Origin of the sequence: Thalassospira profundimaris WP0211 (genome assembly GCF_000300275.1) — a bacterium.
GTDB classification, from domain to species: domain Bacteria; phylum Pseudomonadota; class Alphaproteobacteria; order Rhodospirillales; family Thalassospiraceae; genus Thalassospira; species Thalassospira profundimaris.
This window is the reverse complement of the sequence record NZ_AMRN01000001.1, coordinates 779,352-800,252: the sequence shown is the minus strand read 5'-3', so window position 1 is coordinate 800,252 and position 20,901 is coordinate 779,352. Positions and strand designations below refer to the sequence as shown.

The following is a 20,901-nucleotide window of genomic DNA, read 5'->3' as shown; positions in this document are numbered from 1 at the left end:
ATCAGGACTGTAATCCGGATCGCTTCCGGGGCTCGACGAAACGCCCTATCAACGCAATAATCCCCAAACTGAAAAGCCACCAAAAACTCACATCAGCGGAGAACAGCACCGTGACACGCCCCACCCACAAAATCGCAGTCATCGCCGGCGACGGCATCGGAACCGAAGTCATGCCCGAAGGCATCCGCGTGCTTAAGGCCGCCGCCGAAGTGTTTGATCTCGATCTGGTGTTTAATGAATTCGAATTCGGCTCGTGCGACTACTATCAAAAGCACGGCCAAATGATGCCCGATGACTGGCGCGCTCAGATCGAACCGCACGATGCCATTTTCTTTGGCGCGGTCGGTTGGCCTGAAACGGTGCCGGACCATATTTCGCTGTGGGGATCACTGATCATGTTCCGGCGTGACTTTGACCAATATGTCAATTTGCGTCCGGCCAAACTGATGCCCGGCGTGCCATCGCCGCTCGCCGGTCGCAAACCGGGTGATATTGATTTCTATGTCGTGCGCGAAAATACCGAAGGTGAATATTCCTCGGTCGGGGGCAAGATGTATCCCGGCACGGACCGTGAAATCGTCATTCAGGAAACCGTCATGTCGCGCACCGGCATTGATCGCATCCTGAAATACGCGTTCGAACTGGCCCGGAAACGCCCGCGCAAACACGTGACATCGGCCACCAAATCAAACGGTATTTCAATCACCATGCCCTACTGGGATGAACGCGTGATCGAAATGGCGAAAAACTATCCCGACGTCACCTGGGACAAATACCATATCGATATTCTGACCGCCCAGTTTGTCATGAACCCGGATCGCTTTGACGTGGTGGTGGCCTCAAACCTGTTTGGCGATATCCTGTCCGACCTTGGCCCGGCCTGCACGGGCACCATCGGCATCGCGCCATCGGGAAACATCAACCCGGAACGCAAATTCCCCTCCCTGTTCGAACCGGTCCACGGCTCTGCCCCGGATATTGCCGGCAAAGGCATCGCCAACCCCATCGGCCAGATCTGGTCAGGAGCAATGATGCTTGATCACCTCGGCCACACCGACGCCCATGACGCCATCATGCGCGCGATTGAGGCCGTCCTGCTGGATGAAAACCTCCGCACCGCCGACCTAGGCGGCAAGGCCAATACCGTCACTTGCGGCACCGCGATTGCGAAGGCGCTACGCGACAACGCCTGACCGGCTTTTCAAGATGTAAGAAGATCCGAAGCACTCTGGCCAACAGCCTTGGTCAGAGTGCAATTGGACTGACAGTCGGCTTATTTGACGCAGCGCCCCGCCCCAGTTCTCGGGCGAGCGCAACGAACGCCTTGTGGCCGGCCGACAAATTTCGACGTCCGGGATAGTAAAGACACAGCTCGGAAAATGGCAGCGTCCAGTCGTCAAGCACGCGCACAAGGTGCCCTGCTTCGATGTCCGCAAGAACATCACGCTCCATAAAACAGCCAACCCCAATACCTTCGAGAACCGCCGCACGCGCCAGACTTGCCTCGTCGAGTGTGATGGGCCCGTTCACATCAATCTGAACCGCTTCACCGTCCTTTTCAAACCGCCATCTGAAAACCGATCCATCCGGCAGCCTTACCCGGATGCATTTATGGTTCAGAAGGTCCGGCGGGACCTTCGGTTTTTTACGATCCTTGAAATAGTCGGGGGATGCAACAATCGCATATTGCTGAACGCGACCAAGTGGCACTGCGATCATGTCACTGGGAATCAACCCCGAAACCCGCACCCCCAGATCGAAACCTTCCGCGACGATATCCACCAGTCGCCCCTCGGTCACCAGATCAACATGCATGTCCGGAAACCGGCGAAGATATTCGAATACAAGTGGTGAAATCACCTCACGCGCCGCAAAAGGGGCCGCATTGATACGGATGGTCCCTGACGGCGTTTCTCTTTGTGAGCGAACCACTTCCAATCCATCATGGATGCTCTGAAGCGAAGGACCGACCTGGTCGACAAACAGCCTGCCCGCATCCGAGAGCGAAACGCTTCGTGTGGTGCGGTTAAACAACCTGACACCCAGACCAGCCTCAAGCTTGCTGATTGCATGGCTCAAGGCTGTCGTCGAAACCCCCATATCAATAGCCGCACCGCGAAATGTGCCGCGCTTGGCAATTGCCATGACAGCTTCCAGATCGTTCAAGACGATACGTTCCATTGTCCCGATTTTTTCACCTCTACATCAATTATTGTCCGTGTTGTTAGTACAATGAATCCGGATTATCTGTCGAGATACAAGTCACCGTAAGGAGTGCAAGCGATGGATATGATTGATGCTGTACAGGCGTATTTCGATGCCGATCGAAACCAAGATCCTGACATTCTGACAAAAGTGTTTTGCACGGATGCAATCGTTCACGACGAAGGCAAACGTCACGTTGGATCGACCGAAATCCAGAACTGGTGGCTGGCAGCGAAGGCAAAATACAACCATGTCGCCGAGCCTCTTGAGGCGGAGACAAGCGGTAGCAAGGTCATGGTTCGCGCCAAGGTAAGTGGAAATTTCCCAAACAGCCCGGTGACGCTGAACTACATCTTTCGCATCAAGGACGGAAAGATTGCCGAGATGGGGGTGAAATGATGTCAGATTTTCTTACCCTGAAGGGAAAGCGTGCCCTTGTTACCGGCGGGACAAAAGGTGCAGGCCTCGCAACATTCAAGCTATTGCGCGAACTGGGTGCAACCGTTCTGACCACAGCGCGCACCCGTCCGGAGACGTTTGCTGACGATCATTTTATCGAAGCGGACCTGACCACCGACGACGGTTGCCTGTCAGTGGCAGAGGCAACGAAACAACGCCTTGGCGGTGTGGATATTATTGTCCATATGCTTGGCGGTTCATCTTCACCTGCTGGTGGATTTGGTGTGCTGTCTGATGATCATTGGCATCAGGAACTCAACTTGAACCTGTTTCCCGCCGTTCGACTTGATCGGCATTTGATCCCTGACATGATCACCCGGGGACAAGGCGTCGTCATTCACGTGACCTCAATCCAACGCGAACTCCCGCTGCCAGACTCAACAACTGCCTACGCCGCCGCAAAGGCTGCTTTGTCGACCTATAGTAAGGCGCTTTCAAAAGAAGTCTCTCCCAAAGGTGTTCGCGTCATGCGCGTCTCACCGGGCTGGATAGAAACAGAAGCCGCCGTGCACTTGGCAGAACGCCTGGCAGAACAAGCAGGAACCGACTATGACGGTGGCAAAAAGATCATCATGGATGCGCTTGGCGGCATCCCACTGGGTCGCCCGGCAAAACCCGAAGAAGTCGCCAACCTGATTGCATTTTTGGCATCTGATCGTGCCGGTGCCATAACCGGTACGGAATATGTCATTGATGGCGGCACGGTTCCGACGGTTTGAAGACCATGCGATCAAAACGTCCCGGTTACCAGTCCACACCGTTCTGGTAGATCAGATCGCGGAGTTGCTTTGTCTTGCTGTTCAGATCCGCAAGCTCATTCGGGCTCTGACCGGAGGCCTGTAACAGCGCAGCACCAAGGCAACCTGCTTGATCACGAAGCGCCAATCCGGCGGGTGTTAGAGTAATCAGAACCTGTCGTTCGTTATCCGGGTTTCTTTCCCGCCGTACCATACCGGAACTCTCAAGACGCTTTAACAAGGGTGTCAGCGTACTTGATTCCAATGCCAGTCGATCAGCGATTTGGCCGACACTCTGGGTGTTTTGCTGCCAGAGGATATTCAGAACCAGATATTGCGGATAGGTCAGGCCAAGTTTGTTCAACAACGGCTTATAGAGCCGCTGGATCGCAATCCCTGCGGAATATATCGCAAAGCATAGTTGATCTTCAAGTGGCACGGGAATGTTGGATTCTTCCGACAAAAGAGACTCCTTTCTGGCACCTGATCTCAAGGGTTATTCACGATAATATATATCGCGATAATTATTTTCTGGACAAGGGAATTAATCCAACTTAATAGTTATCGAAATAACATTTATCGCGATAATTATTAACATCCCACTGCCCGTCGCAAAGCGACATTCAACACTGCGCTGCTTTCGACATTCAATAACGACACTGACCAGAAAAGGATTAAGGAAATGAAGAACAAGATATTGAACATCGCCGCTGCCATCGCATTGTCCTTGGTATCCGCAACATCTGCGCAGGCAGACGACAAGACCGCAGACGGCAACAGCATTCGCAATGTCGTGCTCGTTCACGGGGCATTCGCCGATGGAAGCGGCTGGCGCGGCGTTTACAATGATCTGACGGCGCGCGGGTATAAAGTAACCATCGTACAGAACCCGCTTACGTCTTTGGCCGACGACGTTGCCGCAACAAAGCGTGCGCTTGATCGTCAGGATGGACCGACTGTTCTCGTCGGGCATTCGTGGGGCGGAACCGTCATCACCGAAGCAGGCGCAGACCCCAAAGTTGCCGCACTCGTTTACGTCGCGGCCCTCGCGCCGGATGCTGGTGAAACGACAGGCCAGCTCTATGAAGGCTATACAACGCCGCCGGAATTCGTTCTGGACATTCACACCGACGGTTATGCCTTTGTTGAGCCCGAAAAGTTCAAACAGGGCTTTGCAAATGACGTCAGCGATGCGGATGCTGCCTTCATGCGGGACTCACAGGTTCCAATCAATCTCAAGGCATTTGAAACCAAGCTTCAAAACGCTGCCTGGAGAACAAAACCTAGCTGGGCTGTCTATGGAACCGAGGACAAGGCATTCGATCCCGAAATGCTGGCCGCGATGGCCGAACGGATCAACGCCAAGGTCACCAAGGTTTCCGCCAGCCATTCTATTTTCATGACCCAACCGAAAGTGGTCGCCGACACAATTGACCAAGCTGCCAAAGCAGCCCACCAGTAACATTTGGTCTATCCCGAGGAGCAGGTAAGATCCCCTCACTTACCTGCTCCGACGATTTTACATTCTGGCTGTTTGAGCAATCAAACAACCACTTCTCATTTCTCCGCACCCGCGCCCAGAATTTCCGCAGTACAATCATCCGTAATTCACGGTCCTGCCCCATGGTTGTGCAAAATCTTAAATTGGTATAGGTACAGCCTGCTGCGACGCAGCAACGAACGGGATGGTCTTGGGGAGACCTGTCGCTGAATTTCCGGCTGACGGATCATGAAGACCGCCTGATGACATTCCAGCCCGGGGGATAACCCATTGCAAATTCGGGTGCAAAGTCGGGCTTGACCGAGACGGAGACTTTCTGTGAATAGCGATTTTCTGCCGCGTTTGCGGGCTGAATGGCTTGGCAACATCCGCGCCGATGTGCTTTCGGGCCTTGTCGTTGCGCTGGCCCTGATCCCAGAGGCCATTGCCTTTTCCATCATTGCCGGTGTTGACCCGAAGGTCGGGCTTTATGCCTCCTTCTCGATTGCCGTGATCACCGCCATCTTTGGCGGTCGTCCGGGCATGATTTCGGCAGCCACCGCAGCAACTGCGGTTCTGATGGGATCGCTTGTGCGCGAACACGGGCTGGATTATCTGCTGGCCGCGACCGTTCTGGCGGGCGTCCTTCAGATGCTGGCAGGTGCACTTCGTCTGGGATCGTTGATGCGCTTTGTGTCCAAGTCGGTCATGACCGGCTTTGTCAATGCGCTCGCCATCCTGATCTTCATGGCCCAGCTGCCCGAACTGACCAATGTCAGCTATATGACCTATGTGATGGTCGCAGGCGGCCTTGCCATCATTTATTTGTTCCCGCGCATCACCAAGGTGATCCCGTCGCCGCTGATTTGCATCATCGTTCTGACCGGCTTGTCGTTCTTTATCGATGCCGATCTGCGCACCGTGGGCGATATGGGCGCGCTTCCTGATGCCTTCCCGGCGATCTATTTCCCGGATGTGCCGCTGAACCTTGATACCTTCCTGATCATCCTGCCTTATTCGGCGGCGGTCGCGGCTGTGGGTCTTCTGGAAAGTCTGATGACGGCGCAGATCGTTGATGATCTGACCGACACAACATCCAACCGTACGCGTGAATGCTATGGTCAGGGGATCGCCAACTTCTTTACCGGCTTTATCGGCGGTATGGCCGGTTGTGCGATGATTGGCCAGTCGGTGATCAACGTCAAATCGGGTGGCCGTTGCCGCCTGTCGACCTTCCTTGCCGGTATCTTCCTTCTGATCCTGATTGTGGTTCTGGGCGATCTGGTGGCAATCATTCCGATGGCGGCCCTTGTCGCGATCATGATCATGGTGTCGATCGGGACATTCAGCTGGTCCTCGATCAAGGACCTCAAGGATCATCCGCGCAGCTCGTCGATCGTGATGCTGGCCACCGTGATCACCGTGGTGGGGTCGCACAACCTTGCAATCGGTGTTCTGGTCGGTGTGTTGCTTTCGGGTATCTTCTTTGCCTGGAAGATTGCGCAGATTTTCCGTGTTACCAGCACGCTTTCGCCTGACAGCACGCACCGCACCTATGAAGTGCGCGGCCAGATCTTCTTTGCCTCGGTCGAAGACTTCACCAAGGCGTTTGATTTCCGCGAAGCGCTCGACAAGGTCACGATTGATGTCAGCCACGCGCATATCTGGGACATTTCAAGTGTTGCAGCCCTTGATATGGTCGTGCTCAAATTCCGCCGTGAAGGGGCCGAGGTCGAGTTGATCGGTCTCAATGAAGCCAGCGAGACAATCGTCGATAAACTGGCCATCCACGACAAGCCCGGCGCGCTTGAACGCCTGATGGGCCACTAGGGAAACTGGGAAAGGAAACGATCCATGACACATCTGATCGCACTGATCGATGGATCAGGCTATTCGCAAAGTGTATGCGACCTGACCCGCTGGGTGGCAGAACGCACCGACGCATCGGTCGAACTGATGCACGTGCTGGGCCGGCGCAATACCGATTCCGAACCGGCCGACCTCAGTGGCAACCTCAAATTCGGCGCCCGTTCGGCCCTGCTAAAAGAACTGGCCGATCTCGATGAGCAGAAAAACAAGCTCGAACTCAAGCGCGGCCGTTTGCTGCTTGAAGAAGCCAAAACCGGGCTTGAGGAAAAGGGCGTCGCCACCGTCACCACCAAGCTGCGCCATGGCGACCTGATCGAAACCATTGCCGAATTCGAAGGTAATGCCGATCTGATTCTGGTCGGCAAACGCGGTGAGGCCGCCGATTTTGCCAAGCTGCATCTGGGCTCCAACCTTGAACGGGTTGTGCGTGCCGCCAAGAAGCCGGTGCTTGTCGCATCGCGTGCGTTCAAGCCGATCAACAAATTCCTGATTGCCTTTGATGGCGGCGAAAGTGCGATGAAGGCCGTGCGCCACATTGCATCGGGCAAACTGTTTACCGGTCTGCCCTGCACGTTGCTTTCGGTTGGCAAACCCAATGACACGTTGCAGGAAAAGCTTGATGAAGCGGCAACCATCCTGCGCAAGGCGGGCTACGAGGTCGACGCAGGCTTCGCATCGGGCGAGCCCGAAGACGTTATCAAGGACAAGATCGAAGCGGAAAATATCGATCTTCTGGTCATGGGCGCCTATGGCCATTCGCGCATCCGCAACCTGATCATCGGCAGCACCACCACCGAAATGGTCCGGTCCTGCCATGTGCCGGTGATGATGTTCCGCTAAGGCCCATCCTGATCCGCGATCAAAGACCAAGCCCCGGCCAACCGACCGGGGCTTTTTTTGTGCCTGAAAGGTCCTTGATCGCGATCAAGGACGCCAAAAGCCCCCCGACCGGTAAAACTCATCGCACCCTTTCATTTGGTTCGAAGGATCAAGCATGTTGCGTTTTACCGTCACCACGCTGGCCACCTTGGTGGCTTTTGTCATGGCAACCCCATCTAACGGCGCGCCCTATGCGGTTGGTTTTACGGAAACCACCATCACGGCAAGTGATGGGAACCGCGCATTGGTCGGTGCAATCTGGTATCCGACCAGCGACACAAACCCAGCGGTAGCTGTTGGCGAAAATCCGGTCTTTTTCGGTCAGATGGTGCAGCCTGATGCCAAAATTCAGGACGGTCGCCATCCCTTGGTCGTGATGTCCCACGGTTTTGGCGGCAACTGGCGCAATCAGGGATGGCTTGCCACGGAACTCGCCCGGGCGGGTTATGTGGTGGCCGCGATCAATCACCCCGGCACCACCAGCCGCGATGTTACCGCCGAAGTCGGCTCTGCATTGTGGCTTCGCCCGCGCGATATCAGTCACGTGATCACATCGCTGATCGATAATCCCACATGGAAGCCCGCCATTGATCCGGCCAACATCACGGTGATTGGTCATTCACTGGGCGGATGGACGGTGCTGGAGCTTGCCGGGGCGCGAATGGACATGGATCGGATGGATATGGAATGCCAAGCGCATCCCGAATTCGCCGCCTGTGATGGCCTTGCGGAACTTGAGGTTGGCCGCACAATGGCAGACCGCGCAAAGCTGGCAGACAACCTTAAAGACGAACGGATCCGTGGCGCAATCTCGCTTGATCTTGGCCTTGCCCGTGGCTTTACCCCGGCAAGTATGGCGGCCATCGACATCCCGGTTCTGGTCATTGCCGCCGGTGCGCCCAATCCCAAAATCCCCAAGGACCTTGAATCAGGTTATCTGATCGAACACTTGCCGGCGGATTTAGCCCGTTACCATAATCTGCCCGGTGCGGCGCATTTCAGCTTCCTTCCGGAATGCAAACCCAATGCCGTAATCCTCCTTGAACAGGACGTCCCGGGTGATGGCATCATCTGTCTTGATGGCGATGACGCAACGGATCGATCAGACCTGCATCAACAAACGATCACCCTTGTTCTCGACTTCTTGCGTTCTCTGAAAACAGCTTCCTGATCGGACCGAACGGTTGATCGGGGACCCGTTGATCAGCCGCGTCGCGATAAGCCCGGGGACCCATCCCGGTCACGCGGCCAAATTCGCGGTTAAAGTTCGATTTGGTCTGAAACCCGCAGTCAAACATGATTTCGGTCACCGGCTTTTCGGTCGTCCGCAGCAGCATTTGCGCCTCTGCCACGCGGTATTCATTGACAACCTGTGACACATTGCGCCCGAACCGACGGTTAATCGCCCCGGAAATCTGCCGGGCCGGGATCACCACCCGTCGCGCCAACCGATCAAGTGTCAGATCAGGATCGCGATACAGATGTTGCGCGTGCATGACCTCATCGATTGCGGCAAGGATGGCATCATCCGCGGCGATATCGTTGTTGTCTTGCGGGTCGTCTTTGTGCTGCGAAAGTACGGGTTCGGTCACGCTATCAGTCAGCTTCGTGGTCTGCGGACTAAGTCGCTCCAACCGGACCATCAGCAACGCCAGCACCACCAGAACAACCAACTGCGCAGTGCCGACAATTGTTGCGACGTTTGTGCCCTGGGTGATGCTGAAATCAAGGGCGATCAACCCATCGACGAGCCCTGAGAAAATCAGCGCCCCGCCAACCACGGCAACAATGCCCCGAACCGATCCGACATCGCCCAGCCGTGCCTGCGCAAAACGGTCTTCGCCGCGACTAGCCAGAACCATCAGTGCAATACCATATCCGGCGAATTGCACTGCAATCAGGAAGTCCACCTGTATATGCCATTGCCGCCAGGTCAGACTTGCGATGAAGATCGCCAAAACCGGGATAACATGCAGCCAACGCCATCTGGTTTGCGACCGCTCCTCCGCGCCAAGTGCGGCAAAGCACATCCAGGCGATGGGGGGCAGCATCGCGGCAAACAAGGGGCGCAAGAAACGGAAAATCAGCAGATCAAATTGCCAGCGCAGCCCGACCATGATCACCAGCGCCAGACTGGCGGCAACGAAGATCCGCATGCTCCGCCCAACCGGCCCGGCCGGACCGCGCAGGGTCAGGCGCACCAGTAAAATCGCCAACAACAAGGCAACGACAAAGGGCAACGGGATTTCAAACATAAGGCTTGGCACAATCTGGCAATTGGCAATGGTAACCTGATGTTTGTCCCGCGTGTCGCAGGGACGCGCAACAAAAAAGGCCGCGATGACAGATCACCGCGGCCTTTGGGTTTTGTTCAAATCCCAAACGGGACGTCGATTACCGCAACAGGAAACGTCCCAGATTGTTATTGATCTGGCGTTCCATTTCGCGATCAAGATCCATCAAAAGGGCCGTGGTCGCGTCATAGACCGCCTGTTCGCGTTCGGCCACGGACATCGATTCCGAAAGCGTACGTGACCGTTCCGCCATTGCCGTTACCTCACCCTTCTGCATGCCATTAGGGTCGAGCAGCTCAAGCTTGGCTGCGACCTTAAGATCGATCTTGTCGGACTGATCGTCGGTAAAGACGCCCTTGATGCCCTTGGTGGTTTTAAGCGCGTTCGAGGTCACAGAGGCCTCGGTCACGCTATAACGCAGCATATCATTGGTGCCAGCCGTCTGGATGCGATCATCGGGCCAGTTCATCGCCATGCGGCCCAGATTGAACGGCAGGGAGGACTGGATCGATCCGTCCTCGTTGTTTGACCAGGCCGCAACCTTTTCAATCGGACCGGCGGCAAAGACAATCGGATCAAGATGGCGCCATGTCACATCGGGATAGGTCGCAACCGGGCCGCTTGTGCAAGCCGCCATCAGCGCAAGTGCCGCCCCGGCAACAACGGCGCGCAGGCCCTTGATGGACATAACCGTCATGTCTTCGATCTCCTTTGATCAATCACACAGATAAAAAAACAACGCCACCATGGCGTACAAATTCCATGGTGACGTTGCTTGATGATTAAGGCAAGGCTGTGACGAACAAATACGGCCAAAGCCCCTGAAGCCGCTACTAGATTTTCGGCGATGCCGCTTCGGGATCATCCGCCTTGAGCTGGCGAAGCTCCGCCTCGTTAAAGCCATAACGCGTGTTGCAGAACTGGCAGGAAACACCAACCTCGCCGGTATCGGCTTCACGCATCGACAGAAGCTCATCAAGCGGATAGGTCACAAGCGCGCCTTCGATCTTTTCGCGCGAGCAACGGCATTTGAACTGAAGCTGGGTCTGTTCAAACACGCGTGGTTCCTCGTCATGGAACAGGCGCCAGATCAGGTCATGAGCCGAAAGCGAGATATCAACAAGCTCGTTCTCGGTCGCACTCGCCATCAGAATGGTTGATCTGTTCCAGTCTTCAGATACCTTTTCGGCCTCTTCCGGGGTGCTCGCATCGCCCGATGCGCTGACCGGCATTTTTTGCAGGAACAGCCCGCCGACCCACCAGTCATCTGCGGTCTCGCCGCGATGAACTTCGAGCTTGAACGACGTTTCAAGCTGTTCGGACTGGCGGAAATAGGCCTCTGCGCATTGCGCCAGCGTCTCGCCCTCAAGCGATACAATCCCCTGATAGCGTTCGTGCTCGTCGCCCTGATCGACGGTAAAGGCAATATGCCCCCGTCCCATCAGTTTCAGAACCTGACCGCGCAGCGCATCCTCGCCGCCTTCTTCGGCTGCGATCATGGCGTTGAGGCGTTCTTCATCGACCCGAAGGCAGGCGCGCACATTGCCATCACTATCAACATCGACCACCAGCATGCTGATCGGCCCGTCGGAGCTGGTCTGAAGGGTAAACAGGCCTTCATATTTCAGCGAGGATGACAACAGCACGGCAAGGCCGATGATCTCGGAAAGCAGATGGTTGGCAAGCGCAGGATAGGAGTGCTGCCCGATGATGGTCTGCACCGTCGGGCCCAGGCGCGTGAAGCGGCCACGGATGTTGGAATGATCCAGCGTGAAGGGCTGGCAAAAATCGACAGCAATCTGCATTTTCAGCTTCCGCGTTTTTACGTGTTGCGGGGCGTATAACAATTGCACCCCCGCATTGTCGAGGCGCATAAGGCAAACACCTGACAGCATAGCAAAGGGCGGCCAATGCCGCCCTTCAAATTCGATATGGCTTATTTAGGGGCCATAACCCGGATGGCAAGCCTTACGACGGCAAACCATTCAGGCAATACAGCAGAACACCCTTTTGTGCATGCAGGCGGTTTTCCGCCTCGTCAAACACAACCGACTGTGGCCCGTCAATCACCGCGTCGGTGACTTCTTCGTTCCGGTGGGCCGGCAGACAATGCAGGAAGATCGCATCATCCTTGGCCTGTGCCATGGTGGTTTCATTGATCTGATAGGGCGAAAGGGCCTCCATCCGGGCGTCGTAATCTTCATCGCCCATCGAGACCCAGCAATCGGTGACCACAACATCGGCCCCCGCAAGCGCGCTGTCCATATCGGTCAAACGCACTTTGCCGCCTTCGGCATTGGCGGTTTCAATCAGACCCTGATTGGGGCGATAGCCCGCCGGGCACGCCATATCGAGTGCAAAGCCGAATTTCGGCGATGCATGAATGAACGATGCCGAGACGTTATTGCCATCGCCAACCCAGGCGAACTTGAGGCCCTCAAGCTTGCCCTTGTGTTCCTTGACCGTCATCAGATCGGCCATGATCTGGCACGGGTGGCTTTGATCGGTAAGCCCGTTGATCACCGGCACGGTGGCATATTGTGCCAGCTCATGCAGTTTGGATTCATCGGTCGTCCGGATCATGATCGCATCGACAAAGCGCGACAAAACGCGCGCGGTATCGGCAATGGTTTCCCCGCGGCCAAGCTGGCTGCTATCGGCATCAAGCGTCACCACATCACCGCCAAGCTGGCGCATGCCAACTTCGAACGACACGCGCGTACGGGTCGACGGCTTTTCAAAAATCAAAGCCAAGGTCTTGCCCGCAAGCGGCTTTACCCCGAACGGGGCCTTCCCGGCCTTCTCGGAGTCGCCAAGGGCCAGAATATCCTTAAGCTCGCTTGCCGACATTTTGTCGAGATCGAGAAAATGGCGAATATCAGTCATAGTCAAATTTCCTTCCGCGCCCTTATTTGCGCATTATTTACCAAGGGCGGCAGCGGCTGCGTCAATGGCAACCAGCGCTTCGTCAACATGGGTTTTGGTGATGTTAAGCGGCGGAATGATACGCACCACATTGTCGCCTGCCGGCACGGTCAAAAGATTGAACTCGCGCAGTTTGGCAACAACATCAACATTGGCCGGTTTGGTTTTCATCCCCAACAGCAGGCCCATGCCACGCACTTCTTCGATAAAGCCCGGATGCTTGCGTGCAATCACCTCAAGGCCATCAACAATCAGGCGGCTCATTTCCAGAACATGATCCATGAAACCGGGTTTCAGGACCTCATCCAGCACCGCATTGGCAGCCGCCGTTGCAAGCTGGTTGCCGCCAAAGGTCGTGCCATGCATGCCGGGCGTAAAGGCAGCGGCTGCCTTTTCATTGGCAAGCAGCGCACCGATCGGGAAGCCACCGCCAAGTCCCTTGGCCGAGGAAATGATATCCGGCTCCATGTCCGACCATTGATAGGCAAACAGTTTGCCGGTTCGGCCAATACCGGTCTGAACTTCGTCAAACATCACCAGCATGCCGAATTCATCGGCCGCCTTGCGCACACCCTCAAGATAGCCTTCCGGCGCACGGCAAATGCCGCCTTCGCCCTGGATCGGCTCTAGGATAATGCCGCCGGTATTGGGCGTGATGGCGTTGCGAAGTTCGTTCAGGTTGCCAAACGCCACGCGGTCAAAGCCATCAGGCATCGGACCGAAACCTTCGCGATACTTCTCGCTATAACCCGCGGTCAGGGTGCCAAGGGTCCTTCCATGAAACGCATTGGTCGCAACCAGAATGCGGTTCTTTTCAGGATGGCCCGACACATACTGATACCGGCGCAGCATCTTGATGCCGGCCTCATTCGCCTCGGCACCCGAATTACAGAAAAACACCGTATCGGCAAAGCTGTTCTCAATCAGCCGCTTGGCCAGTTTTTCCTGCCCCGGCATCTGATACAGGTTCGAGGTATGCCAAAGCTTGCCAACCTGCTCGGTCAGTTTCGCCACCAGATGCGGGTGCGAATGACCAAGCGTGTTGACCGCGATCCCCGACCCGAAATCAAGGAATCGTCGACCGTCCTGCGCATAGAGATAAGGTCCTTCACCTTTCTCAAAGGCCAAATTGGCCCGCGCGTAGGTCGGCATGACGGGAGTAATCACTTTCTTATTCCTCAATTCGGGTAAAATTCACATTCCTGACCAAGAGCATGTTGCATTAAATCTGCATCTCTTTGCCGAAGATATCCTTTTGCCTGGCAAGGAAAAGTCCGCAGAGCGTAGCGGCGCTACGGTTAAGGACTTTGACGATGCCGGGCGAAAGGATATCTCGGCCCAACGGGTTTGTTTTTGGCGGCCTTTTGCGGTGTTACACCACTTGAACGATGCACCGCATCGTCCTGCGCGCTGTGCCTTGCAAAACGACACGCCAAAAACAAACAAAGTGAAGCAGATTTAATGCAACATGCTCTATGGTCAAGCTCCAGCGGACTGCTGGGAAGCCGAGGAGTATCAAGAGATTCACCGACCCTGTCAACGCCGCAAAAGCACGTACGACACTGATTTAAAAATGGTCATCAAAATGAAAAAAGGACGGCATCCGCATCAGGATACCGTCCTTTGTGATTTGGCAATCGGATCGGCGCTTAGGCCTTAAGCTTGTAGCCGGTTTTGATCATGCGATAGCACAGCAGCCAAAGGGCCGCATTGACCAGCGCAAGAACCACCACACCGGTCATGATCGTGCCATCGGAAATCCCGGTAAAGCCATAACGGAACCCGTCAATCATATAGAAGAATGGGTTGAAATGCACCAGAACCTGACCGGCTTCGGGCAGGCTTTCCGCACTGTAAAACGTGCCCGACAGGAACGAGAGCGGGGTCACGACAAAGTTGGTCACAACCGCGATATGGTCAAACTTCTCGGCCCAGACACCACCAGCAATCCCCAAAAGCGACAGCATCAGGGATGCCGAAATCCCGAAATACAGGATCGCCCAGATGTTATGGATTGCGACATCGACAAAGAACGACATGAAGATCGCCGTAACCAGACCAACGATCATGCCACGCGTTACCGCGCCAAAGGCAAAACCGGCAACCATTTCGCCTGCCGATAGCGGCGGCATCAAAACATCGACGATATTGCCCTGTACCTTGGCAATCGTGATCGAGCTTGAGGAATTGGCAAAGGCGTTTTGCACCATGGTCATCATGATCAGACCAGGTGCGAGGAAGGTGGCAAACGGAATGCCATTGACCATTTCAACCGCACGGCCAAGGGCCAGCAGGAAAACAGCAAGAAACAGCAGGCTGGTAACAACCGGCGCACCAATGGTTTGCAAATGCACATTCAGGAACCGACGGACTTCTTTGGCATAAAGGGTCCAAAGTCCAAGCCAGTTCACAGCCCCCATATAGCGCGGGGCAAGAGCACGTTGCTCTGACTCGTTCATGGAATTTCCTTCGGAAAAATGCAGACAATTGCGCGTAAAATAGGGAGAGTGGGGACATACTTGCAAGGGTGTGAATTCATTCATAGTGTCAGTCATGCACGACAAACATCGCCAAAGCCCGGAAACCAGCGACTCTGCGCGCGAAAAAAAGCCCGCCGGCAATGCGCGTTTTTCCAACCAGTCCGGCAAAAAGTCGAAAACCCGCTCGCACGAACCCAAACGCCCGCGCAAGGTCACCCGCGACTATCTGATGAATTATGCCACCTGGTATCTCGAACGTTTCGCCGCATCGCGCGCCCGGCTTGAAACACTGATGCGCGGTAAAATCCGCCTCTCGGTCGCCGAACACGGCACCGACCCGGACGAAGCCGTTGAGTGGATGAATTCGGTTTTGTCGGCCTGCGAAAAGGCAGGCTTCATCAATGACGATGCCTATGCCAAGGGACGCGCACGTTCCTTGCTGCGTCGGGGCAAGGCGCTTCGCGTCATTGCCGCCGATCTGTCATCACGCGGCATTGCCAGTGATCAGGTCGATGCCGCACTGACCGAACTTCGGGCCGAGGCCGATGATGCGGCTTACGACGAAGTGCGCGGCACTGACCCGAACATTGCTGCCGCCGCGGCCTACGCCCGTCGTCGCCGTCTTGGCCCGTGGCGTCGGTCTGAGATCCGCGATGAAAAGCGCGAAAAGGATATGGCCGCCCTTGCCCGTCAGGGCTTTGGCTATGACACCGCCACCCGCATCATCAATAGCGAGATCGAAGAGCTCGAAGACCTGCTCTCGATGATCGACGGGATTTGATTGCGTCCGCAAAGACCGCTATCAATGAACAAATCCATTTTGATACGGAGACCCAACCATGATGGTCCGCATCTACCATAATCCGCGCTGCTCCAAGTCGCGCCAGACCTTGGCCCTGATCGAAGAACAGGGCATCACGCCCGACGTGATCGCCTATCTCGACACCCCGCCAACCCCACAGGAACTTTCAGGCATCCTTGATATGCTGGGCATGAAACCCGAGGACATCCTGCGCAAAAAAGAAGCCAAAGAAGAAGGCATTGCCGATCTGCGTGGCGATGAGCTGATCGAAGCGCTCTGCGCCCATCCACGCGCCCTTGAACGCCCGATTGTGGTTAATGGCGACAAGGCTGTTCTCGGCCGACCGCCGGAAAACGCGCTGGAAATTCTGTAATCGTCTTATGCATGGATGCCCGCCTTCGCGGGCATGACGATAAACCACCCCCGTCGTCCCCGCGCAGGCGGGGACCCATTTGAACGGAACCGATTGCAAAAGCCGAGCTAAAATCACTGTGAATTCAAACGCCTGTGCCCACCCGGCACGGGCGTTTTGCGTAATTAATAAAAGTAGAACACCCCCAGACATATTATGTCTTACGCAGAAAAACATGCATGTGCCTGTGGGGAGGTTTTTGATGATTGCTGCTTTTGCCCTGATCCTTGTCTGCCAGCTCTTTGGCGAAGTGGTCTCGGAACTGTTTGATCTGCCGGTTCCCGGCCCGGTGATTGGTCTGGTACTGCTGTTTGTTGGCCTTCTGATCAAACGGTATCCGCCCAAGGTCCTTACCGATGCTGCTGACAACCTGCTGATGCATTTTTCGTTGCTGTTTGTCCCCGCCGGTGTCGGGGTTGTCACCCAGATCGACCGCCTCAAGGGCGACTGGCTGCCGATTGCCGCCGCACTCATCGTTTCCACCCTGCTGACCATGGTTTTGACAGCATTTTTGATGTCAAAACTGCTTCCCAAGGCCAAGCCGGGCGAGACGCTGGAGGACGGGCAATGAACGAAGCTGATATCACCCAGCTTTGGGTTTACCTGTCGGCCAAACCGCTGACCGGCCTGACCATTACGCTTGTTGCTTATGCCATCGGGTTCTGGCTGTATCAAAAAAGCGACCGCAACCCGATCTGCAATCCGGTGGTCATCGCCATTGCCCTGATTGCCCTGTTGCTCAAGGTCACCGGCACGCCCTATGCCACCTATTTCGAAGGGGCTCAGTTCGTCCACTTCCTGTTGGGTCCGGCCACGGTGGCCCTTGCCGTCCCGCTGTTTCGTCAGACCGAAACGCTGAAACGCGCACTGCCCGTGATTGCCTTTGGCGTTCTGTTCGGATCACTGGTTGCCAGTGCCAGCACCGTCATTCTGGCCTGGGCATTGGGCGCAAGCCCGGAAACACTGGCGTCCCTGGCCCCGAAATCCGTCACCACCCCGGTCGCCATGGGCATTGCCGAAAATATCGGTGGTGTTCCGGCCCTGACTGCGGTTTGCGTGATCGCGACGGGCATCGTTGGCGCAACCCTTGGCCCGATGGTGATGAATATGGTCCGCCTTAAAGATTGGCGCGCACGCGGCTTTGCCATGGGGGTGGCATCACACGGCATCGGAACGGCGCGGGCGTTTCAGGTCAATGAAACCGCCGGGGCCTTTTCCGGCCTTGCCATGGGGCTCAATACCCTTGCCACCGCATTGACTATCCCGTTCCTGTGGCATTGGATATTTGGCTAAACAAAAAAAGGGTGGGCATATGCCCACCCTTTTTCTATTTGGTTCCACGGCAGGTATCCCGCCGCAAACGTGATCCGATCAGCCTGCGCGCAATTGCGACAGGAAGTTCGACACGGTCTTTTACAGGAAGTTCGACACGGTCTTTTGCAGACTGTCGATCTGCTTGGCCATCGCACCAACGTTCTGATCAAGTTCACTGGCGGCTGCCCCACTGCTAGCCGCGGCTTCGTGAATCTCGTTGATGTTGGCGACAACCTCGCTCGAACCGGACGATGCACTGGTCGCACTGTTGGCGATTTCATTGACGGCGGCGTTCTGTTCGCTCACTGCCGAAGAAATGCCTGATGCGATTTCGCTGATCGATGAAATCGTATGCGTGACCTTTTCAATTGCCTCGACCGTGACCCTGGTCTCGCCCTGAATCGCCCCGATCTGCTGGGCGATTTCATCGGTTGCCTTGGCGGTCTGGTTGGCAAGGTTTTTGACCTCTTGCGCAACAACCGCAAAGCCCTTGCCGGCTTCACCAGCACGGGCGGCCTCGATTGTCGCGTTGAGCGCCAGAAGGTTTGTCTGGGCCGCGATGTCGTTGATCAAACTCACGACTTCACCGATACGCTCGGCTGCTTCGGCCAGACCACCAACCATTTCGTTGGCGCGCGATGCTTCACCAACGGCGGTTTCGGCAATCGCTGTTGATTCACGGACCTGATCACCGATGCCGCTGATAGAGGCTGAAAGTTCCTCGGTCGCGGCGGCAACCGTCTGAACGCTCTGGGCCGAGTCATTGGCGGCCTCTGACACCCGTTGGCTTTGGGTCAGGGAATGATTGGCCGATTCACGCATCAGTTCGGTGGATTTCTGCATACCGGTCGACGACTGGCGAACAGATGCAACGATCTGACCGATGGATTGTTCAAGTTCATGGGCCAGACGGTTGCGCTGTTCCAAACGTTCCTTTTCGGCACGTTTTTCGGCTTCCACCCGGGCGGCCTCGGCCTCACCCATTTTTTCAGCCGTTTCACGCCAACGCACAAGACCATTGGCAATCACGCCAATCTCGTCCTTGCGATCGGTAAACGAAACTTCTTCGGAAAAGTCACGTTCGACAAATCGGGAAATCGTCTGACCAAGATCGCGCAGCGGTCCAAGCTGCCAGCGCAGCAACAGGAACAGCAACACAGCCGATGCGATGGCAACGATAATACCGACAATCGCGATCCGCAGTTCGATCTCACCTGCGACCGCGGCGACCTCGGCCTTTTTGATCCCGACATAGAGAATACCAAGCGTGTCACCCGATGGTGATTTGATCGGCGAATATTGCGTTACATATTCCGTCCCAAGAATAAGCGCCTCACCCCGGAACGTGTTGCCCGACATGATCGGCTGATAGGCCGCACTGCCCTTGCCCAGCATGGTGCCAACCGCACGTTTGCCGTCCGGTTTGATAATGTTGGTCGAAACACGCACGAAGTCCTGCTCGGCTGGGACAAAGGCAAACACGGTTGCCGTCTGACCGGTGGCGGCCCCGATCGAGTCAATCATTTCGTGTGACGACAGATCCGGAATTTCGGGAATGACGAGATCGGAGGTTTCACCATCCTCACTGATTTTCATGGAAAATTCGGGATAATTATCCTTGAAAATCATCGCAGCAACGCGAAGGTTCAGTTTCTGCGATTCAAGACTGTCACTTGCCACCTTGTCATCGATGCGCTGCATGATCAGCAAGCCCAGAAGCGCGATGCCCGCAATCAGGATCGCAACGGCGGCGAGAGCCACCTTGAAAATCAAACTTTTCGACATACTCACTCTCATTTCATCGTTGGTCACCGACGAGCCCCTCTAGCAACTAGATCGGCGGTTCAGCTTCTTCCCGGGTCTTGGTCGCCTGGTTCAGCAGAGATATAAGATATACAATCCTATAAATTAAACTTTAGTATAGAGAAATACTATCGTACAGACTTTTCACAACCTGAACGCGAGTCATTCAACTAAAGATTAATTAATAGTGTAATTACAGTTCGTTACCGATAGGTGAACACCTACCCATAAGATGAACAACCATATCAATAAGCGTCATATGGGGAGTGGCAGACAGAAAACCGAAAAAAAATTTTGCCTGTGCGTCGTTTTTTCTACAACGAGGTCCGGGAAGGATGAAATGCGCACAGGTAATGCGCAAAGGTCAGGCTGAATATTCGTCTGCTGAATTTACTTCAGACGCTGAACGGATCTCGATCTGATCGGGTGTCAGTAATCGACCTTGACGAAATAAAGCCCGTCGGCCGGTGCGGTCGGGCCGCCAGCACTGCGATCCTTGGCCTCAAGGGCCGTTTTAACGTCAATCGGCTTCCAGGCGCCCTTGCCGACCAGAACAAGTGTGCCAACCATATTGCGCACCTGATGATGCAGGAAAGACCGGCTTTCGGTATGGACGCGGATTTCAAGCGGGTTTTCGATCCCGCGCGTGACTTCAAGCTTTTCCAGCGTCTTGATCGGGCTTTTGGCCTGACATTCACTGGCCCGGAAGCTTGTGAAATCAAACGTCCCGATCAGGTGATGGGCCGCTTCATTCATCGCATCAATATCAAGCGGCTTATAAACGCCCCAGGCCAACCCCGCCTCAAAGGTCAGGGGGGCGCGGCGATTGATGATGCGATACATGTAATAGCGTTTCTTTGACGAAAACCGCGCATGGAAGTCTTCCGTGACTTCCTCGCATTCCTTGATCGCCACCGGATCAGGTTTAAGGTGATGGTTGATCGCATTCATCACCGCCTCCGCCGGGTAGTATTTCGGCAGATCGAAATGCACCACCTGCCCCAGCGCATGCACCCCGGCATCGGTCCGGCCCGACACATAGACGCGCACGAATACACCGGCGAATTTTTCGATCGCGGTCTCAAAGACCTTTTGAACCGAAATCACTTCGTCCTGGTACTGCCAGCCGTGATAAGGGCGGCCATCATATTCGACGGTACATTTATAGCGCTGCATGGGCTGCTTTATAGCTTGGCTTTCAAACGAAAACGAGGGGCAAAAATGCCCCTCGCTTGCCGCTCC

Annotated in this window: 22 protein-coding genes; 12 read left to right on the top strand and 10 right to left on the bottom strand. The window is 55.4% G+C overall.

The window, feature by feature from the left end:
• The first annotated feature begins 110 nt into the window (after positions 1 to 110).
• On the top strand, positions 111 to 1,193 hold the full coding sequence (locus TH2_RS03605) for a tartrate dehydrogenase (protein ID WP_008889037.1): 1,083 nt from the start codon (positions 111 to 113) through the stop codon (positions 1,191 to 1,193).
• A 52-nt stretch (positions 1,194 to 1,245) separates the two neighbouring features.
• On the opposite strand, the gene TH2_RS03600 is transcribed toward TH2_RS03605, so the two are convergent.
• Complete coding sequence (locus TH2_RS03600) at positions 1,246 to 2,181, bottom strand: LysR family transcriptional regulator (protein WP_008889036.1); 936 nt, start codon at positions 2,179 to 2,181, stop codon at positions 1,246 to 1,248.
• A 102-nt stretch (positions 2,182 to 2,283) separates the two neighbouring features.
• Between TH2_RS03600 and TH2_RS03595 the strand changes: the two genes are divergently transcribed.
• The gene (locus TH2_RS03595) at positions 2,284 to 2,604 is read left to right on the top strand and encodes a nuclear transport factor 2 family protein (protein WP_008889035.1); all 321 of its coding nucleotides are present in this window, start codon (positions 2,284 to 2,286) and stop codon (positions 2,602 to 2,604) included.
• Complete coding sequence (locus TH2_RS03590) at positions 2,604 to 3,383, top strand: SDR family oxidoreductase (RefSeq protein WP_008889034.1); 780 nt, start codon at positions 2,604 to 2,606, stop codon at positions 3,381 to 3,383. The genes TH2_RS03595 and TH2_RS03590 overlap by 1 nt, the downstream gene beginning before the upstream one ends.
• A gap of 25 nt (positions 3,384 to 3,408) precedes the next feature.
• On the opposite strand, the gene TH2_RS03585 is transcribed toward TH2_RS03590, so the two are convergent.
• Complete coding sequence (locus tag TH2_RS03585) at positions 3,409 to 3,864, bottom strand: MarR family winged helix-turn-helix transcriptional regulator (protein ID WP_008889033.1); 456 nt, start codon at positions 3,862 to 3,864, stop codon at positions 3,409 to 3,411.
• Between the two features lie 219 nt (positions 3,865 to 4,083).
• Here TH2_RS03585 and TH2_RS03580 point away from each other — a divergent pair, with 219 nt between their 5' ends.
• From TH2_RS03580 to TH2_RS03565, 4 genes are all read left to right on the top strand, one after another.
• Positions 4,084 to 4,863 carry an alpha/beta fold hydrolase gene (locus tag TH2_RS03580; RefSeq protein ID WP_008889032.1) on the top strand — a complete coding sequence of 260 codons (780 nt, stop codon included), beginning with the start codon at positions 4,084 to 4,086 and terminating at the stop codon, positions 4,861 to 4,863.
• Positions 4,864 to 5,220: 357 nt separating this feature from the next.
• A complete protein-coding gene (locus TH2_RS03575; RefSeq protein ID WP_008889031.1) occupies positions 5,221 to 6,711 on the top strand; it encodes a SulP family inorganic anion transporter in 1,491 nt (496 codons plus the stop codon).
• A gap of 24 nt (positions 6,712 to 6,735) precedes the next feature.
• A complete protein-coding gene (locus TH2_RS03570; protein ID WP_008889030.1) occupies positions 6,736 to 7,590 on the top strand; it encodes a universal stress protein in 855 nt (284 codons plus the stop codon).
• A 154-nt stretch (positions 7,591 to 7,744) separates the two neighbouring features.
• On the top strand, positions 7,745 to 8,800 hold the full coding sequence (locus TH2_RS03565; protein ID WP_008889029.1) for an alpha/beta hydrolase family protein: 1,056 nt from the start codon (positions 7,745 to 7,747) through the stop codon (positions 8,798 to 8,800).
• Here the strand turns inward: TH2_RS03565 and TH2_RS21685 are convergent.
• The 5 genes from TH2_RS21685 to TH2_RS03540 form a co-directional block, all read right to left on the bottom strand.
• Entirely contained in the window at positions 8,754 to 9,884 is a 1,131-nt protein-coding gene (locus TH2_RS21685) for a helix-turn-helix domain-containing protein (protein WP_008889028.1), read from the bottom strand. The genes TH2_RS03565 and TH2_RS21685 overlap by 47 nt on opposite strands.
• Before the next feature lie 139 nt (positions 9,885 to 10,023).
• Positions 10,024 to 10,620: a hypothetical protein gene (locus tag TH2_RS03555; protein ID WP_008889027.1), complete on the bottom strand. Its 597-nt coding sequence runs from the start codon at positions 10,618 to 10,620 to the stop codon at positions 10,024 to 10,026.
• A 136-nt stretch (positions 10,621 to 10,756) separates the two neighbouring features.
• Positions 10,757 to 11,728 carry an Hsp33 family molecular chaperone HslO gene (hslO, locus tag TH2_RS03550; RefSeq protein WP_008889026.1) on the bottom strand — a complete coding sequence of 324 codons (972 nt, stop codon included), beginning with the start codon at positions 11,726 to 11,728 and terminating at the stop codon, positions 10,757 to 10,759.
• Positions 11,729 to 11,891: 163 nt separating this feature from the next.
• A complete protein-coding gene (argF, locus tag TH2_RS03545) occupies positions 11,892 to 12,809 on the bottom strand; it encodes an ornithine carbamoyltransferase (RefSeq protein WP_008889025.1) in 918 nt (305 codons plus the stop codon).
• 33 nt (positions 12,810 to 12,842) lie between these two features.
• A complete protein-coding gene (locus TH2_RS03540; protein ID WP_008889024.1) occupies positions 12,843 to 14,000 on the bottom strand; it encodes an aspartate aminotransferase family protein in 1,158 nt (385 codons plus the stop codon).
• Between TH2_RS03540 and TH2_RS03535 the strand changes: the two genes are divergently transcribed.
• The gene (locus TH2_RS03535; protein WP_008889023.1) at positions 13,999 to 14,310 is read left to right on the top strand and encodes a hypothetical protein; all 312 of its coding nucleotides are present in this window, start codon (positions 13,999 to 14,001) and stop codon (positions 14,308 to 14,310) included. The two genes, TH2_RS03540 and TH2_RS03535, sit on opposite strands and share 2 nt — an antisense overlap.
• Before the next feature lie 187 nt (positions 14,311 to 14,497).
• Here TH2_RS03535 and TH2_RS03530 read toward each other — a convergent pair whose 3' ends face one another.
• On the bottom strand, positions 14,498 to 15,307 hold the full coding sequence (locus TH2_RS03530) for an ABC transporter permease (protein ID WP_008889022.1): 810 nt from the start codon (positions 15,305 to 15,307) through the stop codon (positions 14,498 to 14,500).
• 94 nt (positions 15,308 to 15,401) lie between these two features.
• Between TH2_RS03530 and TH2_RS03525 the strand changes: the two genes are divergently transcribed.
• The 4 genes from TH2_RS03525 (at position 15,402) to TH2_RS03510 (ending at position 17,835) form a co-directional block, all read left to right on the top strand.
• Positions 15,402 to 16,109: a regulatory protein RecX gene (locus TH2_RS03525; protein WP_008889021.1), complete on the top strand. Its 708-nt coding sequence runs from the start codon at positions 15,402 to 15,404 to the stop codon at positions 16,107 to 16,109.
• 58 nt (positions 16,110 to 16,167) lie between these two features.
• Positions 16,168 to 16,503 carry an arsenate reductase (glutaredoxin) gene (gene arsC / locus TH2_RS03520; protein WP_008889020.1) on the top strand — a complete coding sequence of 112 codons (336 nt, stop codon included), beginning with the start codon at positions 16,168 to 16,170 and terminating at the stop codon, positions 16,501 to 16,503.
• A 241-nt stretch (positions 16,504 to 16,744) separates the two neighbouring features.
• Positions 16,745 to 17,113, top strand: coding sequence for a CidA/LrgA family protein (locus TH2_RS03515; RefSeq protein WP_008889019.1), 369 nt, complete (start codon positions 16,745 to 16,747; stop codon positions 17,111 to 17,113).
• Positions 17,110 to 17,835, top strand: a complete 726-nt coding sequence (locus TH2_RS03510; protein WP_008889018.1) for an LrgB family protein — start codon at positions 17,110 to 17,112, stop codon at positions 17,833 to 17,835. Before TH2_RS03515 ends, TH2_RS03510 begins: the two co-directional genes overlap by 4 nt.
• Positions 17,836 to 17,955: 120 nt before the next feature.
• Here TH2_RS03510 and TH2_RS03505 read toward each other — a convergent pair whose 3' ends face one another.
• Positions 17,956 to 19,641, bottom strand: coding sequence for a methyl-accepting chemotaxis protein (locus TH2_RS03505; RefSeq protein WP_008889017.1), 1,686 nt, complete (start codon positions 19,639 to 19,641; stop codon positions 17,956 to 17,958).
• A gap of 447 nt (positions 19,642 to 20,088) precedes the next feature.
• Entirely contained in the window at positions 20,089 to 20,835 is a 747-nt protein-coding gene (gene truA, locus TH2_RS03500) for a tRNA pseudouridine(38-40) synthase TruA (RefSeq protein WP_008889016.1), read from the bottom strand.
• Between the last annotated feature and the right edge of the window lie 66 nt (positions 20,836 to 20,901).